Source organism: Variovorax sp. P4_D9 (assembly GCF_056401695.1).
In genome coordinates, this window is the sequence record NZ_JBFUIU010000053.1 from 1 (window position 1) to 23,581 (window position 23,581).

Sequence of the window (23,581 nt, forward strand, 5' to 3'; positions counted from 1 at the left end):
GCATGCGGGTGCTGCGCCTGCGGCGCAGGCAGGCGACGAGCTGGCGTCGCAGCTCGCCTCGCGGCTGAGCGCAGCTCCTGCCGTCGCAAACTGCAGGCAAAACAAGGGCCAGTGGGTGAAATCGACCCGCGACTGGCGCGCCCTGGAGAGCGGCGCGAGGGTAACAGAAACTCGTGCAACGACAAGGACTTGCGTGCGTCGACCCCGCGAAACCCGCACCAATGCTCAGCGGTCGATGCGTCACTTTCACTTTTTGCACTGAAATCAAATGGACCCCTGAGCGGATTGCCGCGCGTGATTGCGCTGGATCAATGTCGGCCGGCTCGAACCGGTTAGTTTCGAACCCAGTCAATTCGAGGCGGGACCATGGATACAGGAGCGCAGCTGGCGCGGCGGTGCCGGTGGACGGCGGCTGGCTGGCCCAGTAGCGGTCACTTCAAGGAGTCACGATGCAAGTTCTCCCTCTCGCCGATGCGGTGGCACTGATCCCCGACGGCGCCAGCCTGATGATCGGCGGCTTCATGGGTGTGGGCACACCCGAAGGCGTGATCGACGAACTGGTCCGCCAGGGCAAGCGCGGCCTGACCGTGATCGCCAACGACACCGCAATACCCGGCGTGGGCATTGGCAAGCTGGTCCGCGCCCGCCTGGTCAAGAAGTCGATCGTCAGCCATATCGGACTGAACCCCGAGACCCAGCAGCAGATGATCGCCGGCGAGATGGAGGTCGACTTGGTGCCACAGGGGACGCTGATCGAACGCATCCGCGCCGGCGGCTTCGGCCTCGGTGGCATCCTGACCGCGACCGGGGTCGGCACCGTGGTCGAACAAGGCAAGCAGAAGGTCACGGTGGCCGACAAGGAGTACCTGGTCGAGCCCGCGTTGCGGGCCGACTTCGCGTTGATCAATGCCTTCATGGCCGACTACCTCGGCAATCTCGCCTACGCGCTGACGGCGCGCAACTTCAATCCGGTGATCGCGATGGCCGCGGACACCGTGATCGTCGAAGCCGACAACATCGTGCCCGTGGGCCTGATYGCACCGGACCACGTCGTCACACCCGCCCCGCTCGTCGACTACCTGGTGGCACAGAGGTAAATCCATGGACGCTCAAACTGTGATCGCCAGGCGCATCGCGCTCGAACTTCGCGACGGCATGCTGGTCAATCTCGGCATCGGCATTCCGACCCAGGTCGCGAACTATGTTCCGGCTGGCATCCGCGTGTTCTTCCAGTCCGAGAACGGATTGATCGGTACCGGCGCGGTGCCCGAGGAAGGCATGCATCACCGGCTCCTGACCGACGCCGGCGGACGGCCGGTCACCGCACTGCCGGGCGCCTGCACCTTCGACAGCGCCATGTCCTTCGGCCTGATCCGCGGCGGCCACCTCGACATGACGGTGCTCGGTGGGTTGCAGGTCGATCAGTCGGGCCATCTGGCCAACTGGATGATCCCCGGCAAGATGGTTCCGGGCATGGGCGGCGCGATGGACCTCGCCTCGGGCGCAAAGCGGGTCGTGATCGCCATGCAGCACAGCGCCAAGGGCAAATCCAAGGTCGTGAAGACGTGCTCGCTCCCGCTCACGTCGGCGCGGCCGATCGATCTGCTGGTGACCGAAATGGCCGTGATCTCATTCCCGGGCGGAGTGGCCACCTTGATGGAAACCGCACCGGGTGTGTCGGTGCAGCAGGTCATCGACGCCACGGCGGCGGAACTCGTGGTGCCGCAGCATGTGCCGGAGATGGCGATTCAGTCCGCCTTTGGCAGCAGCAAATCGACCTGAACGAAGGAGTTTCCGATGACTACCAACTTGGCACCGAACGTGCGCAACGTGGGCGCCCCCGGCCGACGCACGGTCTACAGCATGTGCGGGATGTGCGCGGTGCGTTGCCCGATGGAGGTGACGGTCGAGGACGGTCGGGTAAGCTGGCTGCGAGGTAATGTGAACGACAAGGCCATCGGCGCCAGCCTGTGCGCGAAGGGTGCGGCCGGCATCGCCTTCGAATATGACGACCAGCGGCCACAAACGCCGCTGATCCGCACCGGCCCGCGCGGCGGTGGCCAGTGGCGGCGTGCGTCGTGGGACGAGGCCCTCGACCACATCGCCAGCAAGCTGAAGAAACCATCGAAGCCGATGGTCCACGCGGTATCGCGCTGTCCGATCGCGGTGGCTTTTTCACCGACCTGACGCGTACCTTCGTCAAGGCGCTCGGCTCGCCGAACTGCTTCAACCACGACGCCACCTGCGGCGGCAACCGGGTGTTGGGCCGTGTGGGTGGAGAGACCATCCACGAACGCCTGCTCCAGCGCCAGATCCGAAGCGGCGATGGGACGGATGGTGACAACGGTGTCGTCGATGCTCCATGTCTCGGACGTACGCGGCGCTCCAAATGTGGATTGACGATCAGGCGCAGATCGTCTGCGTTTCGGGAACCCATTGCGGCGCGATAGGATCCTCCATCCGCCGCAGGAATTTCAGGATGCGGCCGAAGGCGGGCGCAGGATGAAGTTCTCCGCATGCATGCGCACGAAGTCACGCACGCTGATCGGCGCCTCGCCCGTGAGCTTCAGCACATCGTCGGTCATGCGGTCGTAGCGCGATTGCGCGTTGAGCGCAGCCATGGCCGCGACATGATAGACCAGATGCGGCGGCAGTCCTGCCTCGAGGAGCTTCTGCTGCCATCCCTGCAGTGGCACTTCGCGGTACTTGATGGGCCGCCCCAATGCCTCCGAGAACTCGCGCGCGTAGTGATCCAGGTCGACCGACTCGGGGCCGGTCAGGTTGTAGATCTTTCCGATGTGGGGCGCCGGATCGTCCAGGATGGCGGCCACCGTGCGCGCCACGTCGACCGCCGAGATCGGCGAGGTCTTGCCCTGGCCCATTGGCAAGGCCAGCTCGTCGGACCGACGCACCCCGGCGGCGGCGAAGCGCAGGAAGAAGCCCTCCATGAAGACCGTCGGGCGCACGGTCACGACCGGAAGGCCCGACCATCGCAGCGCCTGCTCGGCCAGCCAATGCAGCTTGTGCTGCGGGCTGGGCGTGGTTTCGGTGATGCTCATCTGCGTGACGGTCATCTGCGACATGTTGACGAAGGCCTCCACGCCGTGATGCAACGCGACCGCCGCCGTGTTGACCGTCGCCTCGAGGTACGCCGGCGAGACCGACATGCCGAAGTACACCCTCGCACAGCCTTCGATCGCCCGGTGCATGGCATCGAGATCGGTCAGGTCACCCTGGACCACCTCGGCGCCGTGTTCTCGCAGGGCTTGCGCCCTTTCATCCTCCCTGCGGACGAGCGCGCGCACGCGATGCCCCTTGCCGATCAGCAACGCCGTGACGTTGCGACCGATCCCGCCGACGTCGCCGGCGGCGCCGGTCACGAGGATCGGCTTGCTGGATGCTTGCTGCTTGGCTGACATGTCGGATACCTCTACTGCAACTTGAGCTTGTAGCGACGCACCACGTCCTCCTCGATGGGAATCCGGGACAGCACGTACTCGGAGAAGGCGCGCGAATCCGCGCCCCATGGTTCCTGGCCCACCGACGCGAGATTGCTCTCAAAGGCGGGATCGCGGGACGCTCGCTGGAAGGTCTCCTGGAGCTTCTTCACGACCACCGGATCCATGCCCGCAGGGCCGATGATTCCCCATGGCACCGATTCGGTGATGTCGTATCCCAGCTCCTTGAGCGTCGGCACGCCGGGCCAGCGCTTCAGGCGCTTATCGCCATACATCGCCAGGACCCTGAACTTGCCGGAATCGACAAAGGGCGCCCAGCCCGAGGTTTCGGAGATAGCCTGGACATGGCCGCCAAGCAGCGCATTGAAGACCTCGCTGGAGCCCTTGTAGGGCACGTTGGTCCAGTCGACGTCGACCTTCTCGGCCAGTCGCAGCATCGCCGTGTGCTGCGCCGTGCCGACGCCGACCGTGCCATAGGAGACCTTGCCCGGATTTCGCTTGGTCTCCCGCAGGAAGTCGTCGAGAGTCTTCCAGGGCGCGTCCGCACGCACCACGAGGCCGCATTCGAAGCGGGTCACGCCGGCGATGTAGGTGAAGTCCTTGGCGGGGTTGTAGCGCGTGGGCTGGATGAAGGGTTGGCGCAACAGCGCGATCGTCGTCCCCATCGACAGCGTGTAGCCGTCGGGATGGCTCCCGAGCAGGGTCGACGGGCCCAATGTGCCCGCCGCGCCGGGCCGGTTCTCGACCACCATGGGTTGGCCGATCTCGCGCCCCGCCGCGGCGACGAGGGCTCGCAACTGGACATCGGCCGTTCCGCCCGCGCTGAAAGGACAGATCACGGTGATCGGCTTGCGCGGAAACTCCTGCGCGCGCGCCGAAACCGCGAACAGCGCCAATGAAGCAAGTACGGTTCGGCGGCTGATGCCGCTGAGATCGGAATGCATGCGCATCATGGGTGCCTCCGTCATTCCGCTGCCAGCGCCAGGATGTCGAGCACCTCTTCCGGCGTGCGCACCTTGCGCGGATTGCTGAAGATGAAGAACTCGGTCATGGTGTTCCTGGCAATCAGGTCGAACTGGTCGCGGCCCACCCCGACGCCTGCGAGGCTGGTCGGCAAGCCCAGCGACACCGCGAACTTCCGGAAGGCGTCGGACGCGCTCAGTTCCGGATGACCCAGTGCACCGGCCAGCAGGCGCTGCGCGTCTTGCGAGGCCGGTTCGTTGAACTGGAGGACGCCGGGCATCATCGCCGGCGTGCAGAGGTAGTGCGGCACGTCGCAGGTGCCTCCGAGCACGTGGCCGATGGCGTGGCTCGCGCCCATCGGCACGCGGGACTGCAGCCCGTACGAGCACAGCCAGGAAGCGATCTGGCAATCGCGGCGCGCCTCGACGTCGTTCGGATAGGCCTTGCTGCGCGGCAGGGCCTCCATCATGCGCCGGATGCCCTCGAGCACCACGGCATCGACCAGCGGCGTTCCCATGCGGCTGCACAGGGCCTCGATCGCATGGTCCATGGCGCGCGTGCCCGAGCCGATCCAGAGGGTCTCGGGCGCGTGCAGCGCCAGGTTCGGATCCAGCACGATCGCCATGGGCATCATGAGCGGGTGGAAGAAGGTCTGCTTGAGCTTGCGCTCGGTGTCCGTCACCAGGCAGCCCGCGTTGTACTCGCCGCCGGACAGCGTGCTGGGCACCGCGATCATGCGCACCGAGGGTCCACGGAACTCCGCGCGGATCGGCCTGCCGTCGGGCCCAGGCTTGGTCTCGAACGCGTCCAGCCCTTCCAGGCGCGGATCGACCAGGCGGTGCTCCATGCACACCGAGATCATCTTGGTCGCGTCCACCACCGATCCCCCTCCGACGGCCACCAGCAGGTCCGCTTCGACCTCGAGGGCCGCCCGGGTCGCCCTGGCCACGATCTCGCGTGAGGTGTGCTGCGGCACGCCGTCGAAGAGGCCGGCGAAGCGCTCGCCCAGTGCGTTGCGCAAGGTGCTGATCGTGTCGGTCTCCGTGTTCAGCGTGCGACTGACGATGAGGAACACGCGTTTCCTGTCGAGCCGCGCGGCCTCGTCGGCCACCACCTGGGCCATGGGCCTGCCGAAGACCACCCGGTCCATGGCGGGGAAAAGATGGGTACCAGTCAAGTGCATTTCTGTCTCCTTTGGGGGTTTGCCGAAGCCAATGAAGGCAGCATAGGCGCGCAAACCTAACACTGTCAAGTTCAATCCGACGAATATGCGAAAACGATGCTAGGGTTTATACCGACTATGCAAATGGAGCTGGCGGCTCAAAGATCGCGACTTCAACATAACGCCGTTAAGTTCTGGAGGTCGAAATGGTAGATGCGGAAATCCGCGACCGGGCGGGCAACGCGCCTTTCGCGGTCTTTGATGAACCTGCCGTGCTCGTCGAGCCAGGCGACGCGGGCACCGTGCTGCTGCGCTCGCCCCGTGCGTTGGCACCGCACCCGCCATTCATCCTCCACTGGCTGGCGCACTGGGCCGACATCCACCCGCAGCAAACCCTGCTGGCCCAGCGAACCGAGGGCGGCGCATGGCGTCGCATCACCTATGCCGAGGCGTTGGGCACCGTGCGCCGGCTGGCGGGCGCCCTGGTCAAGGCGGGTGCGGGTCCGCGGAGGCCGCTCGCGATCCTGTCGGAAAACTCCATCGAGCACGCCCTGATCACCTGGGCAGCCCATTGGGCCCATGTGCCGGTCGCGCCCATCTCGCCGGCCTACGGACTCGCGCCGGGCTCGCTGGAGCGCTTGCGTGCCGTGCTCGCGATCGTCGACCCGTGGCTGGTGTTCGCCCAGGACGGAAAGACTTACGCCCGCGCACTGCAGGCGGCAGGCCTTCCGACCGAGCGCACCATCGTTGCCACCGGTGCTTCTGCCGGCATCGCGACCTTCGAGGGGTTCGTCGACACCTGCCTGGCGGACGAGGCCATCGGCGAGCCGGTCATCGAACCCGACGCGGTGGCCAAGTACATGTTCACGTCCGGGTCGACCGGCGTACCCAAGGCCGTCGTGATGACGCACCGGATGCTGGCCGCGGCCCAGCAGGTGAACGCCCAGATCGTGGTCCAGCGACCGGACCAGACCATGGTGCAGGTCGACTGGCTCCCCTGGCACCACGTGATGGGCGGCAACGTCGTCCTGGGTCGGCTGCTGCGCTTCGGCGGCACGCTCTACATCGATGACGGTCGCCCCCTGCCCGGCCGCTTTGCGCAGACGCTGGCGAACCTGCGCGAGGTGGCGCCCACGTACTACTTCAACGTGCCCGCGGGCTACGCCATGCTGGTCGACGAGATGGAGCGCGATGCGGCATTCGCCGCGCACGTGCTGGGGCGCCTGGAGTTCGCCTACTTTGCCGGTGCGATGCTGCCCAGGGACACGCATGAACGCTTCCAGCGAGTGGCCCAGCGCACGCTGGGCCGCAAGATCGTGATCGGCACCGCCTATGCGGCGACCGAAACCACGTCCGCCGTGCTGATGCGGACCTGGGATGCGGCCGAAACCGCCTGCATCGGTGTTCCCCTGCCCGGCTGCGAGGTCAAGCTGGTGCCCGACCCGTCGCAGCCCGGCCGCTACGAGATGCGCGCCAGGGCACCCCACGTCTCGGGGCGGTACCTCGGCCAGTCGATACAGCGCCAGGACACCCACGACGAGGACGGCTTCTATCGGCTGGGTGACGCCGTCCGCTTCGTGAATCCGGACCGGCCCGAGGCCGGACTGCTTTTCGGCGGCCGGTTCGCCGAGGATTTCAAGCTGGGCAACGGAACGTGGGTGCGCACCGGCGCGTTGCGGCAACTCCTTCTCGAAGCCTGCGCGCCCCTCTTGCGCGAGGCGGTCATCGTGGGCGAAGGACGCTCGGACGTGGCGGCGCTCGCATGGCTGGACGCCTCGGCGTGCAGGACGTTCGCCCACGCGCCGGCCGAGGTCGGCGATGCGGACCTGAGCGTGGATCCGGCGGTCCGCGCGCGACTCGCCGAGATGCTCAGGCAGTTCAACGCCACGTCGACGGCATCGTCGCGTCGGGTCGAGCGGGTCCTGCTGCAGACGGAGGCGCCTTCGCTGAACGCCTATGAGCTGACGGACAAGGGGAGCGTGAATCAACGCGCCGTGACGCTGCGGCGCTCGGCGGCCGTCGATTCGCTGTATGCCAGTCCGCCACCCCCGGATGTCATCCGGGCCGGCGTGCACTGATCAACGGGCCGGTCTGGTTGCCGCGAGGTTGATACCAGGTCGCCGACCTGGCCCCTCCGCATCAAGCAGCGCTCGCCTGCTTGTCCTTCCGATCCTGGGCGCGGATGGTGTCGCGGATGCGTTCCCAGTCGGCATCCTCGTAGGAGCGGTAGGCATAGAAATTCCCGCCGGTCGCCAGCGCGTTGCCGCCGTCGATCGTGATCACCTGACCCGTCATCCAGTCGACACCGTCTGCCATCAGGAAAGTGGCGACGTTCTGAAGCTCCGTCATGCGGCCCACGCGCAGCATCGGATTGAGCGCTTCGCGGCCGATCGTCTTCTGCCCCGGCGACAGCCGCGCGTTCATCCCTTCTGTCGGGAACTCGCCCGGCGCGATCGCATTCAGCCGCACGCCGTAGCGTCCCCACTCCGAAGCCAGCGACTTGGTCATGTTCGCAATTGCCGACTTGGCCATGGCCGAAGGCACCACGAAGGGTCCGCCGTTGAAGACCCACGTCACGAGGATCGATATCACGCTTCGGGTCGGAACAGCGTCCCCGCGCGCCAGCGCCTCGCGCGCCTGCGCCACCCATCGGCGCCCCACGCTGTGGGTGATGTAGAAGGTTCCGTGCATGACAATGTTGGCCACCGCGTCGAAGCCACGGTGAGACAGGTCCTCGGTGCGGCTGATGAAATTGCCGGCGGCATTGTTGAGCAATCCATCGAGCGGCCCGCCGTCCTGCCAGATCGACTCGATGTAGCGCTCCACCGCATCCGCGTTCCGGATGTCCAGGCTCGCAGCCTTGACGCGCACGCCGTAGCGTTCCGAAAGTTCGCGGGCCGTGGCCTCGACCACGTCGGCGCGACGACCGCACAGGTACAGGTCGGCGCCCAGCTCCGCGTACTTGGCCGCCATCTCGCGGCCGAGACCCGTGCCGCCGCCCGTGACCAGGATGCGCTTGCCCTTCAGGAGTTCGTTCTTGAACATATGCTGGTTTCCATAGTGAGAGATTGATGACCACGCCTTACTGTCGGAGCGCCCTGCCCACATTGTATTTCTCGACGACCTTGCGCTCGAGGTCGATCCGGTCCCGCATGTACCGCTGGTACTCGGCCGATCCCATGTAGCGCGGCTCCTGCCCGAGCAGCGCCAACGTATCGATGAAGCCGGGATCGGCCATCGCGGTGCGGAACGCGTCGTGCAGCTGCTTGACGAYCACCGGGTCGGTCCCGGTGGGCGCAACGATGCCCCACGGCACGATCTCGCTGACGTCGTAGCCGAGCTCCTTGAGCGTTGGCACCGCAGGCCAGCGCTTCAGCCGTGCGGGCCCGTAGACCGCCAGCAGGCGGAACTTGCCGCTGTCCACGAAAGGCGCCCAGGCCGACGCGTCGGACACGGCGGCGATGTGGCCGCCCTGCAGATCGTTGAGTGCGGGGGCCGTCCCCTTGTAGGGGGCGTGGATCCAGGTCACGCCGTCCTTCTGCGCGATCTGTTCCATCACCTGATGCTGGATGGTGCCGACGCCGCTGGTCGCGAAGACCACCTTGCCCGGGTTCTGGCGCGCGTAGTTCACGAGATCAGGCAGCGTCTTCCACGGCGAATCGGCGCGCACGGCCAGGCCCATCTCGAATGCCGTCGGGGAGATCACATAGCTGAAGTCCTTGTGGGGGTCATAGGTGGTCTTGCCGATGAAAGGCTGCCGCATGAGCGTGTTGGTCACCTGGGCGAGCGTGTAGCCATCAGGGCGTGCCGACATCAGGGCCGAGGCGCCGAGCGTGCCCCCCACGCCGGGGCGGTTATCCACGATCACGGGCCGCCCCAACGAACGCGAAGCCGCCTGCGCCAACGCACGCAGCGCGGTGTCCGCGCTGGCGCCGGCGGGGAAGGCGCAGTAGATGGTGATGGCATGGTCGGGAAAGTTCTGTGCCCAGCCGCTCGCGGCCGCGCATGCCGTGATCAGGGCCATCAACCAGGTTCGTACCAGTGTTCGCATGTCTTGTCTCCTGTGGTGTTCGGTCCGTCGATGGGCGTCGGTCAAGCGGGACGCACCGGAATCTTTCCAATGGCCACCATCGTCATGACCTTCTCGTCGCGTTGATTGCGTACCGTCATTCGCGAACGAACTGTCCCTCGCCCGCCCGGGCGGGCAGGTAGCTCGATGCGCTCGAACACGCGCTCGAGCGTCAGCGTGTCTCCCGGCCTGACCGGCTGCAGCCAGCGCAGTTCGTCCACACCGGCGCCGATGATCGGCGTGCCGCCGAAGCTGCGTGCCCGGACGCTCAAGCGCATGGCGAGCGCCGTCAGATGCCATCCACTGGCAATCAGGCCGCCGAACGGGCCGCGCGCGGCGCCCTCGGGATCAGTGTGAATCGGCTGCGGGTCATAGGTCCGGCCGAACTGGACGATCTCGTCCGCGCTGAGGGTGACGGGCTCGCTGACCCAGCGTTCGCCCTGTTCGAGGTCCTCGAGATACCGGTTCTCTTCAGTCTTCACAACGTCTCTCCAGTAAGGGGGTCGCTCCATTATTGCCACCATATCCTAACAGTGTCAAGATCAACCGAGAATTGACGTGCCTCTTGCAAAGACTGTATTAACGCTGTTAGGATTGAAAATCGTCTTGATCCTTGCGACGCAAAAGTCGCTGGTTCGAGCCCCACGCATCGTCGACTTCGAGCGCCCTTGAGGCGAGAGACCATGGAATGCCATCCTGCTGAACTCGCTCCCCCCGTCGCGATGACCTCCATCGCGCGCTTCGATGGCGCAGCCCCTCCGGAGGGCCTGCGCTATTCGGGCCTTCGCCGAAATTCCATCCAGGTCGCGCAGCGCGCGGATGGCAGCCTGCTGGTGCAATGGCCGCCGGAGACCACCTCTTTGTGCCCCGGCCTGGCCAAGCCCAATGCGTCCACCGAGTGCGTGGTCGCGAACGTGGTCGACTGGCTGCCCGTCTGGGCCGAGGCGCGGCCCGACACGATCATGCTGTCGGAGTCCGGGAGCTACGGTGTCCCCACCGAGGTCGACTATCGACGCGCGTGGTCCGCCGTCCAGGCGATCGGCCATGCATTGCTGGCGCTCGGCAAGCGCTCCGGCGACCGCAGCCCCGTGCTGGCCTTGCTGTCCGACAATTCGGTGCATCAGGCCTTGCTGACCTTCGCCGCCCTCTACATTGGCTGGACGGTCGCCCCGATCACGCCCGCCCATGCCGCCGTGGGCCCTCGTTCCGAGCGGCTGGCGCAAGTGTTCGATCTCCTGCATCCGGACTTCGTCTACGGCGAGTCGCTGGACGACGCGAGGGCAGCGCTCGATCACGTCGGCGTTACCCCATCCGCACGGCTCGACAGGTTTCGCCTTGCCGACTGGATCGACCAGCCCTCGAATGCGGAGGATCCGGGTGCGCTCGCGCGAGCCCACGCGACCGCGAGGGGCGACCATGTCGCCAAGATCATGTTCACCTCCGGATCGACCGGCATTCCCAAGGGCGTCGTGATGACGCACGCCATGCTGGCGGCCGCACAGGCGACATCCGCGGCCAACCTCGCCACCCGTCCCGCGACGCAGCAGATCTACCTGGACTGGCTGCCTTGGCACCACGTGATGGGCGGCAACGTGGTGCTCAACAAGCTCCTGCGCTTCGGTGGCACGCTCCACATCGATGGCGGTCGGCCCGCGCCGGGGAAGTTCGACGAAACGCTGCACAACCTGCGCCGCGTCAGCCCAACCTTCTATTTCAGCGTCCCGTTGGGCTACGCCATGCTTGCATCGGAACTCGAAAAGGACGAGCCCCTGGCCGAGCGCTTCTTCAGCCGCCTGGAATATCTTTCCTTCGGCGGCGCATCGTTGTCCGTCGATCTGGTGAACCGGCTGCGCGCGCTGTCGATCCGCCACGTCGGCTACGCACTGCCGATCACATCGGGCTACGGCGCCACCGAAACGTCGGGGCCCGGGCTGAGCACGACGTGGGACATGGAAAGCGGCGGCGCGCTGGGCCTGCCGGCGCCGGGCATCGTCGCGAAACTGAAGCCGTTGGGCGATCGCTTCGAATTGCATCTGGCCGGCGCCAATCTGGCGCCGCGATACCTCGGTGGAACGGCCACCGAGATGGACGCCGAAGGCTACGTTCGAACCGGCGACGCCGTCGCCTGGATCGACCCGCGCGATCCCCTCCAGGGCCTCGCGTTCGCGGGCCGGGTGGCCGAGGAGTTCAAGCTGCTCTCGGGGACCTGGGTCAACGTCGGCTCCCTGCGACAACGCGTCATCGACGCACTGGCCCCGTACGTCAGCGATGCCGTGCTGACGGGCCATGACCGCGTCTACCTGGGGGCACTCCTCTTCATGAACGAGCGCGCCGTGCGCAAGGAATTCCCCGACGCCAGCCCTCTCGCTCGCGAGGACCTTGTCCGGCATGGCCCGCTCGTGCGGGCGTTGTCGACGCGGCTGGGACGCTTGCAGGGCGGCTCGAGCATGCGCGTGATGCGCGCCATGCTCTTGTCGGAGGATCCGGTTGCGGAAGCATTCGAGATCACCGACAAGGGCTACATCAACCAGCGCGCCGTTCTGCAACGCCGCGCCGCTCTGGTGGAAGCGCTCTACGCCGATACACCGGACGCTTCCGTGGCGCGTCTGGATGTCCATTCCGCGCCCTGACCGTACCTGGCCCTCTCGCCATGGCCCTCCTCCCGCTTAATCTTGACACTGTTAGGATTGCGCCTTAAGATGAACCGCATCCAGCGCGGAACTCCCATGCAACACACTGCCCCCATCCTGATCACCGGTGCCGCCGGCAAGGTCGGCTCCATCGGCCCGACGGTCACCGATCTGCTGCTGCGCCGCGGCTTCAAGGTGCGCGCCATGGTGCGCCGCGAAGATGAACGCGCCGAGGCGCTGCGGTCCCTGGGCGCCGAGGTGGTCGTCGGCGATCTCACCAGCCTCGACGACATGCATCGCGCCGTGGCCGGATGCCAGCGAATCTACTTCGCCATGTCGGTGGCGGCGAACTACCTCGAAGCGACCACCAATGCGGCCGCGGTGGCCCGGCACCACGGGGTCGAGGCGTTTGTCAACATGTCGCAGATGACGGTGTCGCAGATGAGCGCCACCCTCACCTCCCCGAGCCCGCAGCACAAGCAGCACTGGCTGGCCGAACAGGTGCTCGACTGGAGTGGGCTGCCCGTCGTCCATGTCCGCGCCACGGCGTTCATGGACGTCTTCTTCCATCGCTTCGCCGTGCGTGGCGTGCGCGAAGGCGGGGAACTGCGCCTGCCTTTCGCCGGCGGGAAGACTTCGCCCATCGCCGCCCACGACGTGGCGCGCGTGGTGACCGTGCTGCTGGCCGACCCGAGCCCGCACATCGGGCGGGTGTACGAACTCACGGGGCCGCGCAGCGAAGACATGCAGGGTGTGGCCGCGCAGTATTCGCGCGCCTTGGGCCGTGACATCCGCTATGTGGATGTGCCGCCTGAGCCCTGGGAGGCCGAACTGAGGGCCAACGCGGCCTCGCCGCACCTGGCGGCGCATCTGTGCGCCATGGCGCTTCTGCACCGCCAGAACCGCTATGACCGCCTGACCGACGACGTGGAGCGCCTGACCGGAACGCCGCCCATGTCGATCGAGGAATTCGTGCGGCGCAACGCCCAGGCCTACCTGGCATGAGCGGCGAGACCACGTCGGCTCCTCGCTCGGCCGCCGGCTAGCTGTGCAGGCCCCGGATCCCGGCAAAGATCAGATCGAGGCTCTGGTTGGTCAGCTGCTCGCGGGTCACCTTGGTGGCACCGAAGGGGTTGAACCGGTTCTCGATGATCAGCGTCGCCACGCCGTGCATGCACATCCAGGCGATGCGCGCCACTTCGTGCGGGTCGACCTTGTCGGCCTTGCCCTCGGCGGCCAGGAAGTCGGCCGCCGCACGCGCCACCATGTGATAGGACTGGCTTGCCGCTTCGTTGAGTTCGGCGTGGGTTTCCGGCGCGCGGAACTGCGGCGCGAACATCAGGTGGAACAGCGTGGGGTTCAGCGTTGCGAATGCCACGTAGGCCGACAGGAGCGTTCGAAGGCGCTGCTCGGGTGACATGTTCGGGCGCAGCTTCGAAAAGCGAAACTCGGTCAGGTCGCGAAAGCCGCTGGCCGCGATCGCTGCGAGAAGCCCCTCCTTGTTGCCGAAGTGATGCTTGGGAGCCACCTGGGACACGCCGACCTCGGCCGCGATGCGCCTCAGGCTCAGCTCGGCCAGGCCTACCTCGCGCAGCTGCGACTTGCCGCAGCGCACGAGATCCTCGCGCAGATTGCCGTGGTGGTAGGGGCGCGCCGCCGCGGCCTTCTCGACCTCTTCCTTGACGGCCTTGCCTGCCTGGGTGGCGGGCTTCGCCTTGGCCGGGTTTGCTTTGGCCCTTGGCTTCGGCTTCTTGTTCGCGCCGGACTCCGAACTGTGGGCGGCGGCTCGCGGCGCTGACTTGGTGCGTGAGGCTTCTTTTTCCATCGCGAAATCTTAACAGTCAAAGAATGAAGGTCAATCCGGTTTCTTGATTTCGTTCTTAACGGTGTTAATATCACCCACACCAGAACCTTGAAGAAGGAAAGATCCGCATGCCCCCGTACGAAGCTCCCCTGGCCGAGTTCCGCTTCCTGCTCCAGGAGGTTCTCGCCTACGAACATCGCGTGACCACCTTGCCCGGTTGCGCCGAGGCGGCCATGGACCTCGTCATGCCTGTTCTGGAGAGTGCCGGCATCTTCGCGCGCGACGTGCTGCTGCCAATTAACGGCAGCGGCGACGCGGCGGGTTGCACGCGGGAGGGCGAGGCCGTGCGAACCCCGCCCGGCTATGTGCAGGCCTACGCCGCCTATCGCGATGCAGGCTGGCCGTCGCTGGCAGGCGATCCCGCCTACGGCGGACAGGGCCTGCCCGTGACGCTGTCGACCCTGGTCCGGGAGATCATCGGATCGGGCTCGATGGCCTTCGGCATGTACGGCGGGCTGTCCCAAGGCGCGTACCGCGCCCTGCTCGCCCATGGTTCGGACGCGCTGCGGCAACGCCTGCTGCCCCTGCTGGTGGAGGGTCGCTGGACCGGGACCATGTGCCTCACCGAGGCCGAGAGCGGCTCGGACCTGTCGCGGCTGCGCACGCGGGCCATCCCCGCCGCTGACGGCACCTACCGAATCACGGGCAGCAAGATCTTCATCTCGGGCGGCGACCACGATCTGGCGGAGAACATCCTGCACTTGGTGCTCGCGCGCCTGCCCGACGCTCCGGCCGGCACCCGGGGGATCAGCCTCTTTTTGGTGCCCAAGAAGCTGCCGCGCGACGACGGAAGCCCCTTGCCGGAACACAGCGACAACCACGTGTCCTGCACCGCGGTCGAGCACAAGATGGGGATCCGCGCATCGGCCACCGCGGCGCTCGCTTTCGACGGCTCGCTGGGGTGGCTGGTGGGCGAGCCGCACGGGGGCCTCAAGGCGATGTTCACGATGATGAATTCGTCCCGCATCGGCGTCGCGGTGCAAAGCATCGGGGTGGCGGAGTTGTCGCTGCAGAAGGCGCGCGCCTACGCCCTGGACCGCCGGCAAGGCCGCGCGCCCGGGTCCGCGGGGCGCGCGGACGGCGGCCCCGACCCGATCGTGCAGCACCCTGACGTGCGCAAGACGCTGTTGACAATGAAGGCGATCATCGAGGGCGCCCGCGCCCTGTACGTGGACGCGGCGATCGGCCTCGACATCCGCAGCCGCCACCCCGATCCCCGGCAACGCGCCAGCGCCGAGAACCGGCTCGCCCTCCTCACGCCCGTGATCAAGAGCTTCTTCAGCGACGGGGCCGTGGAGGGCGCCCGCCTCGGCATCACGATCTTCGGGGGCCATGGCTACATTCACGAGCACGGCATGGAGCAGTTGCTGCGGGATGCCCAGATCGTTCCGCTCTACGAGGGCACGAATGCCATCCAGGCACTGGACCTCGTGCATCGCAAGCTGGCGCTGAACGACGGCAAGGTGGTGGCCGACTGGATCGAAGAAGGCCGTGCCCTGATCGGCCGGCACGCCCAGCGCCCGGCAGTGCGCTCGCTCTGCGACGCGCTGACGACTGCGATGGATCACCTGAAGGCATCGACCACGCTGATGCAGGCGCGAAGCGGGGACGATGCCGTGGCGGCTGCCGCAGGCGCGAGCGACTATCTGCGGCTGTTCGGCCTGGTGGCGCTCGGCCTCGCCTGGCTTCGCATGGCCGTGGCGGCGTTCGCGGCGGACGGCGACGAATCGCCCGCTTTCTACGCCGGGAAGATCAAGACCGCGCGTTTCTACGGCGAGTACCTGCTGGCGCAGACGGCCTCGCTGCTGCAGCGCATCGACGCGGACCCCGCCGCCCTCATGGCTCACTCCGTGGAGGAACTGTGATGACCGGAAAATCCAGCCTGCCGCTCGCGGGCGTGCGCATCGTCGATCTCACCTCCATCGTGCTGGGGCCGCTCGCCACGCTGACGCTGGCCGGCATGGGCGCGGAGGTCATCAAGGTCGAGGCTTCAGAAGGTGACAACGTCCGCCTCGCCGGCAGCGCCCTGCACGACGACATGGGCCATGTCTTTCTGCACGGCAACCGCGGCAAGCAAAGCGTGGTGCTGAACTTGAAGAAGCCCGCCGCACGCGAGGCGCTGCTGCGCTTGGTGGCGCAGGCCGACGTTTTTCTCTGCAACGTCCGCCCGGCCGCCATGCGGCGGCTGGGCCTGGGGCCGGAGGTGCTGCGGCAGAGCAATCCGCGCTTGATCCAGGTGACTGCGTGCGGCTACGGATCGCGCGGCCCGCTTGCGGACAAGCCCGCCTACGACGACTTGATCCAGGGCGCCGTCGCGATTCCTTCGCTGATGCAGCGCTACACGGGCGGCGAACCAAGCTACGTGCCGCTGTCGCTGGTCGACCGTGTCGCGGGCCTGCACGTGGTCTATGCCGTCACCGCGGCACTGTTCGCACGCGAGCGCGAGGGCGAAGGCCAGTACGTCGAGGTCCCGATGTTCGAGAGCGCCGCGCACTTCGTGCTCGCCGATCACCTGGCGGGCGCGAGCTTCGAGCCCGCCCTCGGTCCGGCGGGTTACGACCGGCTGTTGTCCACCCACCGGCGCCCCTACCGCACCGCCGATGGCCACCTGTGCGTGCTGATCTACAACGACAAGCACTGGCGCGCCTTTTTCTCGGCCATCGGGCAGCCGGAGATGATCGAGCAGAACCCGCGCTTCTCCAGCCAGCGCAACCGTTCGCTCCACATCCACGAGGTCTATGGTTTCGTTGCCGGCGTCATGCCGACGCGCAGCACGGCGGAATGGCGCAGCCTGCTCGATCGCATCGACATCCCGAACCAAGTGCCCGCGACGCTCGACGATCTCATCGACGATCCACAGCTTCGGGCCAGCGGACTGGTGGGGGAAGAACAGCATCCGACCGAAGGCCGGCTGCGAACGCTCGGCTCGCCGACCTATTGGAACGACACCCTCTCGCCCCCGCTGGCGCCGGCRCCGCGTCTCGGCGAGCACACCCACGAGGTGCTCAGCCGACTGGGCTACACGCCGGACGAACTCCACGCCATGGCGCAGGAAGGGGCCGTCTCATTTGCCGACACGCGGCAGGACAGTTGATTCGAACACCGGCTCGCGTTTTTCCTTGAAAGCCGCACGGGCCTCGGCGAAATCGGGGCTGCGGATGCATTCGCGCTGGTACTCGATCTCGCGCTGCATCTGGACGCCGATGTCGTTCTGGAAGGCCTGGCGCAGCAACTGCTTGGTCATGGCCAGACCGAGCCGCGCATCGCCGGCGACCTTGGCAGCGAAGCGTTGAACCTCGGCCGCCAGCGCGTCGTCGTCGACGCACTTCCAGATCAATCCCCATTCGGCTGCGATTCGCGCGGCCAGCCTTTCGCCCATCAGCATGAGCCCCGCGGCCCGCGACTTGCCCACCATGTGCGGCAGCAACCAGCTCGAGCCCAGGTCCGGCACCAGGCCGATATTGACGAACGGCTGCAGGAAATAGGCGGACTCGGCCGCGACCGCGATGTCGCAGGTCAGTGCGAGGCTCATCCCGGCGCCGGCTGCCGCGCCATTGACCGCGGCGATGCTCGGAATGTCGAGCGAGCTCAGCAACTGGTACGGCGGGACGAAGTAGTCGCGCAGGAATTCATCCGGATCGCCGGGATCGAGTCCCTGTCGTTCCGCCGTCAGATCGACCCCCGTGCAAAAGCCCCGGCCCTCTCCCGTGAGGACCAGGCAACGCGCCTTGCTCGACGCCTTGACCTGCTTGAGCGCCGAGCGCAGCATCGACAGCGCGTTGAGGGCGGCCGGTCGGTTCAGCGTCAGGGTCGCGATGCCGTCGGCAATGGCGAGAGAAAGCGTTTCGTAGGGCATGGCGTCGAGTTCCGAGGTCGGTGTTTCAATGGATCTGCCTTGACGGCGTTAAGGTGCCAACCGTACCCGAAGCCGGTCCGGCAATTCAATCTWAACGTCATAAACATTGAACGTGGGGATTGCAACTTCCGGGCCATTCAAGCTGATGGCACAAAAGGTGGCTTAAACGATATTTACGCCATCCCGCGTTCCCCGGACACTTTCCTTTCCATACTCCGCAGTAGCGAAAGGAAAAAAGTCATGACTCTCAAGCACAACCCAGGCACCGCCCTCGTCACGGGCGCGTCGTCCGGCATCGGCGCTGTCTACGCCGACCGACTCGCCCGGCGCGGATTCGACCTGATCCTGGTGGCGCGCAACGGGGTGATCGTACTTTTGATGCAGTTTGATACGGTCAGGGCAAAAATCTCTATGCACGACAACCACTTACGGATGCAAGTCTGTGCGCGAAGACTGCCCGGCGCAAGCTATTGACTTTCAAAGGAAAAACTCTCGCGGCTATCGATCCGCAGAGAAAGTCCGATTACCGAGCACGGTCACCAGCACTGACACTGTGGCGCCGCAGGCCGCTTCCGCCGATCAGGCCGGAAACGCTCCATCGTCATACGCCGTGGCGTAAGTCGACCAGTCACGCTGCACCTGCCCCGCGCACTCGGTGGATGCATCGAGCACGCGCGCCTTCCACTTGTTGCGGTGGCCGAAGTCGATCAGTTCGTCGGCGATGGTTGAACCTTCGCGGCCGGCGCTTCGCAGCTGTGCCCACGCGACCAGCTTTCCCATCACGGCGATCACACCTTCGAGATCGCTCGCGCCTTGCGCGGACTTGCCGACCAATGTCACGCGGTCCTCGGTCGGTTGCAGGGCGCGCAGGACATAAGGCGACCCGCCCACCATCACCGGCTGCAGGAAGGCCATCGAGACAGCCTGGAGGCGGCGCTGCAACGCGACCACGCGATGTGCCTCCGACTTCCACTTCGGTTGTGCCGCCTTCAGGTGTGGCACCAGCGAAGATGGAAGTGCCTGCTTCAAATCCAGCACGTAGTTTCCGTCGGGCGAGCCTTTGCCCTCGACCAGAATCGCATAGCGGTCTACGCCGAGGCTTCCGGTGCCGGCGATTCGCCGCGCCACGTCCAGCACTCGATAGAACTTTGGATCCGCCTGAAGTGCGGCGTATTGATCGACGACCCCGACGACCTTCGCGCGCTGCTCGTCGGACGCAGGGAACGCCTTCATGCCGTCCGTGCGCAGCAAGCGACGACGGCCCTTGATGTCCGTGCGGCTCGCGAGAAACTGCGAACGCTGCCTCTCACGCAGGCCGTCGAGCAGAACGCGCACCAGTCCCTGCGCGGTGTCGCGCTCGACCCAGTAGGCCTTGCCGGCGCAAAGCGCCGCCGCATAGCTTTCGATGAAAATCTCGCAGAGCTTGCGCGCTTCACGCGAGCGCACCGAGATGCTTCCTGCGCCGACCCAAAGGCTCGCGAGAAACCGGACCAGGTCCCAGCTCGCTGGTGCCAATGCCGCCTCGTCGAAATCGTTCATGTCGAAATAGACGAGACGGTTGTCGCCCTTGAAGCTGCCGAAGTTCTCGAGGTGCAGGTCCCCGCAGACCCAGGTCAATGGCGCCGAGCGCGGCACGCCGACGCGAGAGAGCCGTTTGTAGAACAGATGGCACGTGCCGCGCAGGAATACGAACGGGCTCGCGCGCATGTTGCGGTACTTGAGCAGCAGGCGATCCGGGTCGCGGTCTTTGTTGAAGGAACGGATCTCACGCACGATATCCATCTCGGACCTCCTGTCCTGATTTTTTCAAACACGATCGCGGGCACGATACGCGAAACGGCAAGAGGCGGCACTCTCTTCGTCAGGGAGCAATCAGCCTTGCAGATGCACAGTTCAGTCCATGCGCATGTCCGCAAGAAGTCGGCGTTTGAAGATCAACAAGAATGCGCGATCGCTGTCCGTCGCGCTCATCCTGCAGTACGTTGCGTCCGCGGCGCATTCCATCAGCATGCTGATTCTTCGCTGACACGTTCGCGTCGCGAAAGTTGCGCGAGCGCGGCCGACCGGCCGAACACCCTCGCCATGACAGGCCGATCGGCACCGACTTCCGCCACATGACGCTTGCACTTTCGAGCCCGATTCCGAACACCCCGGTCATGTGGACCGTGTCCACGATCATCGGGGGCGACAACCGGTTCGGCATCAAGCAGGACACGCGCCTCGCCGGATCGTTCAGCCTGGTGATCTGAACGGTACAGCGGCATCAAAGGCTTCGGAAGCACAGGTCCAATCCGCGCTATCTCGCGCGGTGGTCAGCCACCGCCGCCGGGAGTCATACTGACTTGCTGATGTCCACGAGATTTGGCTTGCCTTGCTCCGATGCCGCCACGACACCAGCCCGAGCCAGATCTCGGTGTCAAGCGATGAACTTGTCGCCAAACATCGGCAGCCCACTCTTCGACTCCGCACGCGTCGCCTCATCCTGCAGCACATCCCAGTGCTCGGCCAGAACTCCGTCGGCGATGCGCAGGATGTCCACGCCGATCCAGTTCACCGGACGGTGTTCGCCCCAAAAGCGGCCGTGGACCATCACGAAGTCGCCCTCGGCCATGATCAGGCCCGGCTCGTAGCGCAGCGAGGCCGGCAAGCTCTTGATCAGGTTGAACAGTCCGTCGCGGCCCGGCGCGATGTGAGCGCTGTGCTGGACGTAGTTCGGTGACCAGTATTGCTCGGCGTTCGCGTAATCGCGCTGGTTGAACAACGCGTCGAAGGCCGCGAGGACCAGGGCCTTGTTCTTTGCTTTGATGGATTGACTCATTTCTGTTCTCCAAACATGCTCAACCGCCTCCTTGCCCTCTGCAAGATCGTCCGCTCTCGCCGGTAGTGTGTGATTCCGTCCACGGCCCATATCCAGAGATGCCTCTTAGGCTACCTTGACATCTTCCCAGCGAATTGTTGAACGAACGGATGTTGCCCTCGACAGGAGCAATGCGGCGACCCCGCACAGCGCACCCACCCAGTCGATATCCGAAGGGGAGCCATGGCTCAGGGTCAAGGCGCCGAGCACGGCGCCGCAGCAGAATCCGATGAACATGAAGGAAGCATTCAGGGAGAGAGCCACTGGAGCGACCTGAAATCTGGCGATGCCGATCAGCCTGGCCTGCTGAGCGGTGAGCTGAGCGCATAGGCGAGGGCAAAGGCAGTGACCAGTTGACCCGCAGCGGCAACTGAGACTCCGACGGATGAGGCAATGCCTGGAAGGAGCGGTGCGATCATGAAGCCTTCGGTGCCGATGGCAAAGGCACCCAGAGCCAGCCAGTAGAGCTGCCTTGGAATCGCGCGTACCGGAACTTGGGTAGAGGACATGATGACTCCATTGGACCGACTGTTCGAGCCGGCCCATGAATGCGAAATGTGAAAGAACGCTGCCGTCGGCCCGTCTCCGGGCCTCCGCGCCTCAGCGCAAGATCTTGTCGAAGGCGAGCGTCATAAATCGATCGAAGGCTACAGCGCACTTTTCAACTCTTGCACGCAGGATGGCGCCTTCATAGGCATCGAGCAGGAATGCCGCGAGATCCGACGCACGGGTCTGCGTCGGAACCTCGCCGCGTAGCTGAGCTTCGGCAATTGCGTCTTCGATCTCACGTGTCCATCGCTCAAACAATGCACACAGGCGCTCGCGAATGAGTGGGCTGGCGTCGGATAGTTCTGCACTGAAATTCCCCAGCAGGCAGCCTTTCGTGAAGTCCGAGCCGGTGTACATCTCATTCAAGCCGGAGAAGTGCCGGCGCAGGCGTTCGAGTGGCAAGAGCGACTTGTCCTTCAGATCGACGCGACGCGCACCACCCTCCGCGTAGAGATCGACGATCTCCGCGCCGAGCGCTTCCTTGCTCTCGAAATGGTTGTAGAACGAACCCTTCGGAACACCGGCCTCGTCGGTGATGTCCTGAACGCTGCTCGCCGTGAAGCCGCCGCGTAGAAACACGCGCAGGCCTGCATCGACGATGAGATGACGAACGCTGGGTCGGCCCATGGTGTAGCTCTGTGAGTTGTCGCTTTGCGCCGTTGCCCGAGTTCATCCAGCGATGAAAGCGTCGTTGAATTGCAGAGCGAAGGCACCATTGTCAGGTCCGACGGCTGCCCGGAGCGGTTTGGCGTTGTCCACCACCAACTCGTTCTCGCCCGTCGCCAGCAGTGCCATCGCCTCCGCGATGAAGGGTGCCAGGGGCATTGCGCGCGGTTCGTCGTTGCTGTTCAAAAGGTCCGTTTGCACCCATGGCGGCACGATCTCGCGCACTTTCACCGAGGTACCCTGCAGTCGCCAGCGCAACGACTGCGTGTAGGAGTGGATGGCGGCCTTGGTCGATGAATACACCGCCGACACAGCAAGAGGAACGAAGCCGAGCACGGACGATACGTTGATCACCGTGGCATCCGGCCGCTTCTTGAGGTGCTCGACGAAGGCCGCAGTGACGCGGATCGGGCCAAGCAAATTGGTCGTCACCGTGGAGACCAGCAAGGCTTCGTCAATCAGGGTCGATGCATCGTCGAGCTCCATGATGCCGGCGTTGTTGATCAACACGTTCAGCGCAGGAAAGTCGCGCGTCAGTTGCTTTGCGGCCGAGGCGATGCTCGCTGGATCGCTGACGTCCATTTCGATCGAAGCCATACCGGGATTGGCGGCAGTGGTGGCATCGAGATGACTCTTGCGTCGGCCGGAAATGATGACTTGGTTGCCTGCCTTGTGTAGGGCTTCGGCCAGGCCGCGGCCGATGCCCGAGCCGCCGCCCGTGATGAGGATAGTGTTCCCGCTGAGGTTCATGAAGTGCTCCGATCTGCCGTGGATCGGCAGTAAGTGCGCGTAGTATATGACCGGTCATCTTGATTTGCCAAGACCATGCCTCAGAGTCGGTTTTTCTGGCCGACGATTACCCGCGCAAGCGCAACGTGCGCCCTCGCGTGCGTTTCGAGTGGACGGCATCGAGAACATGGATGGCGCACCGACTTCTGGCTGAAGCAGGGYGGGCTGCGCGAGATGCCGGACAGCGTTGCCGGCCTGCCGCCGCCCGCCGGCGCAGCCGCGCCGATCGAATCGACCGGCACTCTGACGCGGTGTCCCTGACAGCCTCGCTCGCGACAGCCGCCGTTGATCGCCAGCTCCGATACATCGTGCGCACCGAGCCGAGGTAGCGTCCCTCGTCCAGCAGTGTGGCGTGCACCGCTGCCGGCGCGGTGTCGACGAAGCGCTCGCTGTTGAGGTGTCCAGCAGCATCTGGTTTTCTTGGGCGTCCAGGGCCAACGGCGGTCGAGGCCGCGCCGCGCGTTGCGCCCGCGGTCCCACCAGCGCCACGCGGTGCACGCGCGCCTGCTGGCGCGCAGGTGCGCCGAGCCACAGTCCCATGGCCCGGCACGCAGCGCCAGCCGGGGTAGTCGAATGTAAGGGAGCTTCCCCGTCCCGATTAAGCCGCTGCGTGTTGCGGCTGCCGGCAACAAAGTGCCACGATGGGGTTGCGAATCTCCATCAACTCACTCGGAAGGGGAAGCCCCATGACTATTTTGTACGTTGGCATCGATCTCGC

Annotated in this window: 23 protein-coding genes and 3 pseudogenes; 11 read left to right on the forward strand and 15 right to left on the reverse strand. The window is 65.6% G+C overall.

The window, feature by feature from the left end:
* The 4 genes from AC1DY5_RS08565 to AC1DY5_RS08580 all read left to right on the forward strand — a co-directional run.
* A partial coding sequence (locus tag AC1DY5_RS08565; protein ID WP_478110760.1) for a hypothetical protein occupies positions 1-262 on the forward strand: 262 nt, incomplete at its 5' end.
* A 187-nt stretch (positions 263-449) separates the two neighbouring features.
* Positions 450-1,097, forward strand: a complete 648-nt coding sequence (locus AC1DY5_RS08570; RefSeq protein ID WP_478110761.1) for a CoA transferase subunit A — start codon at positions 450-452, stop codon at positions 1,095-1,097.
* Between the two features lie 4 nt (positions 1,098-1,101).
* Positions 1,102-1,782, forward strand: coding sequence for a 3-oxoacid CoA-transferase subunit B (locus AC1DY5_RS08575; protein WP_478110763.1), 681 nt, complete (start codon positions 1,102-1,104; stop codon positions 1,780-1,782).
* A gap of 15 nt (positions 1,783-1,797) precedes the next feature.
* Positions 1,798-2,187: a molybdopterin-dependent oxidoreductase gene (locus tag AC1DY5_RS08580; protein ID WP_478110767.1), complete on the forward strand. Its 390-nt coding sequence runs from the start codon at positions 1,798-1,800 to the stop codon at positions 2,185-2,187.
* A 287-nt stretch (positions 2,188-2,474) separates the two neighbouring features.
* Here AC1DY5_RS08580 and AC1DY5_RS08585 read toward each other — a convergent pair whose 3' ends face one another.
* Genes AC1DY5_RS08585 through AC1DY5_RS08595 form a run of 3 tightly spaced genes read right to left on the reverse strand, consistent with a single transcriptional unit; the run spans position 2,475 to position 5,604 of the window.
* Positions 2,475-3,419, reverse strand: coding sequence for an SDR family NAD(P)-dependent oxidoreductase (locus AC1DY5_RS08585; RefSeq protein ID WP_478110769.1), 945 nt, complete (start codon positions 3,417-3,419; stop codon positions 2,475-2,477).
* Between the two features lie 11 nt (positions 3,420-3,430).
* Positions 3,431-4,411 (reverse strand): Bug family tripartite tricarboxylate transporter substrate binding protein, encoded by a 981-nt coding sequence (locus AC1DY5_RS08590; RefSeq protein WP_478110771.1) that lies wholly within the window; start codon positions 4,409-4,411, stop codon positions 3,431-3,433.
* A gap of 11 nt (positions 4,412-4,422) precedes the next feature.
* On the reverse strand, positions 4,423-5,604 hold the full coding sequence (locus tag AC1DY5_RS08595) for an iron-containing alcohol dehydrogenase (protein WP_478110774.1): 1,182 nt from the start codon (positions 5,602-5,604) through the stop codon (positions 4,423-4,425).
* Positions 5,605-5,789: 185 nt separating this feature from the next.
* Between AC1DY5_RS08595 and AC1DY5_RS08600 the strand changes: the two genes are divergently transcribed.
* A complete protein-coding gene (locus AC1DY5_RS08600) occupies positions 5,790-7,661 on the forward strand; it encodes an AMP-binding protein (RefSeq protein ID WP_478110777.1) in 1,872 nt (623 codons plus the stop codon).
* A gap of 61 nt (positions 7,662-7,722) precedes the next feature.
* Here AC1DY5_RS08600 and AC1DY5_RS08605 read toward each other — a convergent pair whose 3' ends face one another.
* From AC1DY5_RS08605 to AC1DY5_RS08615, 3 genes are read right to left on the reverse strand one after another with little or no spacing between them, the layout of a single operon-like run.
* The gene (locus tag AC1DY5_RS08605) at positions 7,723-8,628 is read right to left on the reverse strand and encodes an SDR family oxidoreductase (RefSeq protein WP_478110781.1); all 906 of its coding nucleotides are present in this window, start codon (positions 8,626-8,628) and stop codon (positions 7,723-7,725) included.
* 37 nt (positions 8,629-8,665) lie between these two features.
* The gene (locus AC1DY5_RS08610; RefSeq protein WP_478110783.1) at positions 8,666-9,634 is read right to left on the reverse strand and encodes a tripartite tricarboxylate transporter substrate binding protein; all 969 of its coding nucleotides are present in this window, start codon (positions 9,632-9,634) and stop codon (positions 8,666-8,668) included.
* A 41-nt stretch (positions 9,635-9,675) separates the two neighbouring features.
* Positions 9,676-10,134, reverse strand: a complete 459-nt coding sequence (locus AC1DY5_RS08615; protein ID WP_478110785.1) for a MaoC/PaaZ C-terminal domain-containing protein — start codon at positions 10,132-10,134, stop codon at positions 9,676-9,678.
* A 240-nt stretch (positions 10,135-10,374) separates the two neighbouring features.
* Between AC1DY5_RS08615 and AC1DY5_RS08620 the strand changes: the two genes are divergently transcribed.
* Together AC1DY5_RS08620 and AC1DY5_RS08625 are read left to right on the forward strand one after the other, a co-directional pair.
* Positions 10,375-12,282 (forward strand): AMP-binding protein, encoded by a 1,908-nt coding sequence (locus AC1DY5_RS08620; protein ID WP_478110787.1) that lies wholly within the window; start codon positions 10,375-10,377, stop codon positions 12,280-12,282.
* Between the two features lie 96 nt (positions 12,283-12,378).
* On the forward strand, positions 12,379-13,287 hold the full coding sequence (locus AC1DY5_RS08625; RefSeq protein WP_478110789.1) for an NmrA family NAD(P)-binding protein: 909 nt from the start codon (positions 12,379-12,381) through the stop codon (positions 13,285-13,287).
* A gap of 37 nt (positions 13,288-13,324) precedes the next feature.
* Here AC1DY5_RS08625 and AC1DY5_RS08630 read toward each other — a convergent pair whose 3' ends face one another.
* A complete protein-coding gene (locus tag AC1DY5_RS08630) occupies positions 13,325-14,107 on the reverse strand; it encodes a TetR/AcrR family transcriptional regulator (protein ID WP_478110792.1) in 783 nt (260 codons plus the stop codon).
* Between the two features lie 107 nt (positions 14,108-14,214).
* Between AC1DY5_RS08630 and AC1DY5_RS08635 the strand changes: the two genes are divergently transcribed.
* Positions 14,215-16,011 (forward strand): acyl-CoA dehydrogenase C-terminal domain-containing protein, encoded by a 1,797-nt coding sequence (locus tag AC1DY5_RS08635; RefSeq protein WP_478110796.1) that lies wholly within the window; start codon positions 14,215-14,217, stop codon positions 16,009-16,011.
* Entirely contained in the window at positions 16,011-17,240 is a 1,230-nt protein-coding gene (locus tag AC1DY5_RS08640; RefSeq protein WP_478110799.1) for a CaiB/BaiF CoA transferase family protein, read from the forward strand. Before AC1DY5_RS08635 ends, AC1DY5_RS08640 begins: the two co-directional genes overlap by 1 nt.
* Here the strand turns inward: AC1DY5_RS08640 and AC1DY5_RS08645 are convergent.
* Positions 17,211-18,002 carry an enoyl-CoA hydratase-related protein gene (locus tag AC1DY5_RS08645; protein ID WP_478110802.1) on the reverse strand — a complete coding sequence of 264 codons (792 nt, stop codon included), beginning with the start codon at positions 18,000-18,002 and terminating at the stop codon, positions 17,211-17,213. The genes AC1DY5_RS08640 and AC1DY5_RS08645 overlap by 30 nt on opposite strands.
* 240 nt (positions 18,003-18,242) lie before the next feature.
* On the opposite strand from AC1DY5_RS08645, the pseudogene AC1DY5_RS08650 reads away from it, so the two are divergent.
* A pseudogene (locus AC1DY5_RS08650) lies at positions 18,243-18,362 on the forward strand (SDR family NAD(P)-dependent oxidoreductase); the annotation flags it as partial.
* A gap of 219 nt (positions 18,363-18,581) precedes the next feature.
* On the opposite strand, the gene AC1DY5_RS08655 reads toward AC1DY5_RS08650, so the two are convergent.
* On the reverse strand, positions 18,582-19,784 hold the full coding sequence (locus tag AC1DY5_RS08655; RefSeq protein ID WP_478110804.1) for a DUF2252 domain-containing protein: 1,203 nt from the start codon (positions 19,782-19,784) through the stop codon (positions 18,582-18,584).
* Between the two features lie 332 nt (positions 19,785-20,116).
* On the opposite strand from AC1DY5_RS08655, the gene AC1DY5_RS08660 reads away from it, so the two are divergent.
* Positions 20,117-20,251, forward strand: a complete 135-nt coding sequence (locus AC1DY5_RS08660) for a hypothetical protein (RefSeq protein ID WP_478110806.1) — start codon at positions 20,117-20,119, stop codon at positions 20,249-20,251.
* 167 nt (positions 20,252-20,418) lie between these two features.
* Here the strand turns inward: AC1DY5_RS08660 and AC1DY5_RS08665 are convergent, their stop codons facing one another.
* The 6 genes and pseudogenes from AC1DY5_RS08665 to AC1DY5_RS08690 form a co-directional block, all read right to left on the reverse strand.
* On the reverse strand, positions 20,419-20,820 hold the full coding sequence (locus AC1DY5_RS08665) for a nuclear transport factor 2 family protein (protein ID WP_478110809.1): 402 nt from the start codon (positions 20,818-20,820) through the stop codon (positions 20,419-20,421).
* A gap of 105 nt (positions 20,821-20,925) precedes the next feature.
* Complete coding sequence (locus tag AC1DY5_RS08670) at positions 20,926-21,096, reverse strand: hypothetical protein (RefSeq protein WP_478110814.1); 171 nt, start codon at positions 21,094-21,096, stop codon at positions 20,926-20,928.
* Between the two features lie 71 nt (positions 21,097-21,167).
* A pseudogene (locus tag AC1DY5_RS08675) lies at positions 21,168-21,368 on the reverse strand (MFS transporter); the annotation flags it as partial.
* 91 nt (positions 21,369-21,459) lie between these two features.
* Entirely contained in the window at positions 21,460-22,035 is a 576-nt protein-coding gene (locus AC1DY5_RS08680) for a TetR/AcrR family transcriptional regulator (RefSeq protein ID WP_478110816.1), read from the reverse strand.
* Between the two features lie 42 nt (positions 22,036-22,077).
* Positions 22,078-22,824, reverse strand: a complete 747-nt coding sequence (locus AC1DY5_RS08685; protein ID WP_478110818.1) for an SDR family oxidoreductase — start codon at positions 22,822-22,824, stop codon at positions 22,078-22,080.
* Between the two features lie 328 nt (positions 22,825-23,152).
* Positions 23,153-23,260 (reverse strand): annotated as a pseudogene (locus AC1DY5_RS08690) (IS3-like element IS1141 family transposase); the annotation flags it as partial.
* Between the last annotated feature and the right edge of the window lie 321 nt (positions 23,261-23,581).

What these genes read in the sequence shown, in the direction of transcription:
- AC1DY5_RS08625 (WP_478110789.1), top strand. Translation starts at nt 12,379, where the DNA reads ATGCAACACACTGCCCCCATCCTGATCACCGGTGCCGCCGGCAAGGTC.
- AC1DY5_RS08600 (WP_478110777.1), top strand. Translation starts at nt 5,790, where the DNA reads ATGGTAGATGCGGAAATCCGCGACCGGGCGGGCAACGCGCCTTTCGCG.
- AC1DY5_RS08620 (WP_478110787.1), top strand. Translation starts at nt 10,375, where the DNA reads ATGACCTCCATCGCGCGCTTCGATGGCGCAGCCCCTCCGGAGGGCCTG.
- AC1DY5_RS08645 (WP_478110802.1), bottom strand. Translation starts at nt 18,002, where the DNA reads ATGCCCTACGAAACGCTTTCTCTCGCCATTGCCGACGGCATCGCGACC.
- AC1DY5_RS08635 (WP_478110796.1), top strand. Translation starts at nt 14,215, where the DNA reads ATGCCCCCGTACGAAGCTCCCCTGGCCGAGTTCCGCTTCCTGCTCCAG.
- AC1DY5_RS08655 (WP_478110804.1), bottom strand. Translation starts at nt 19,784, where the DNA reads ATGGATATCGTGCGTGAGATCCGTTCCTTCAACAAAGACCGCGACCCG.
- AC1DY5_RS08585 (WP_478110769.1), bottom strand. Translation starts at nt 3,419, where the DNA reads ATGTCAGCCAAGCAGCAAGCATCCAGCAAGCCGATCCTCGTGACCGGC.
- AC1DY5_RS08575 (WP_478110763.1), top strand. Translation starts at nt 1,102, where the DNA reads ATGGACGCTCAAACTGTGATCGCCAGGCGCATCGCGCTCGAACTTCGC.
- AC1DY5_RS08680 (WP_478110816.1), bottom strand. Translation starts at nt 22,035, where the DNA reads ATGGGCCGACCCAGCGTTCGTCATCTCATCGTCGATGCAGGCCTGCGC.
- AC1DY5_RS08670 (WP_478110814.1), bottom strand. Translation starts at nt 21,096, where the DNA reads ATGTTCATCGGATTCTGCTGCGGCGCCGTGCTCGGCGCCTTGACCCTG.
- AC1DY5_RS08630 (WP_478110792.1), bottom strand. Translation starts at nt 14,107, where the DNA reads ATGGAAAAAGAAGCCTCACGCACCAAGTCAGCGCCGCGAGCCGCCGCC.
- AC1DY5_RS08580 (WP_478110767.1), top strand. Translation starts at nt 1,798, where the DNA reads ATGACTACCAACTTGGCACCGAACGTGCGCAACGTGGGCGCCCCCGGC.
- AC1DY5_RS08590 (WP_478110771.1), bottom strand. Translation starts at nt 4,411, where the DNA reads ATGATGCGCATGCATTCCGATCTCAGCGGCATCAGCCGCCGAACCGTA.
- AC1DY5_RS08605 (WP_478110781.1), bottom strand. Translation starts at nt 8,628, where the DNA reads ATGTTCAAGAACGAACTCCTGAAGGGCAAGCGCATCCTGGTCACGGGC.
- AC1DY5_RS08660 (WP_478110806.1), top strand. Translation starts at nt 20,117, where the DNA reads ATGACGCTTGCACTTTCGAGCCCGATTCCGAACACCCCGGTCATGTGG.
- AC1DY5_RS08665 (WP_478110809.1), bottom strand. Translation starts at nt 20,820, where the DNA reads ATGAGTCAATCCATCAAAGCAAAGAACAAGGCCCTGGTCCTCGCGGCC.
- AC1DY5_RS08595 (WP_478110774.1), bottom strand. Translation starts at nt 5,604, where the DNA reads ATGCACTTGACTGGTACCCATCTTTTCCCCGCCATGGACCGGGTGGTC.
- AC1DY5_RS08685 (WP_478110818.1), bottom strand. Translation starts at nt 22,824, where the DNA reads ATGAACCTCAGCGGGAACACTATCCTCATCACGGGCGGCGGCTCGGGC.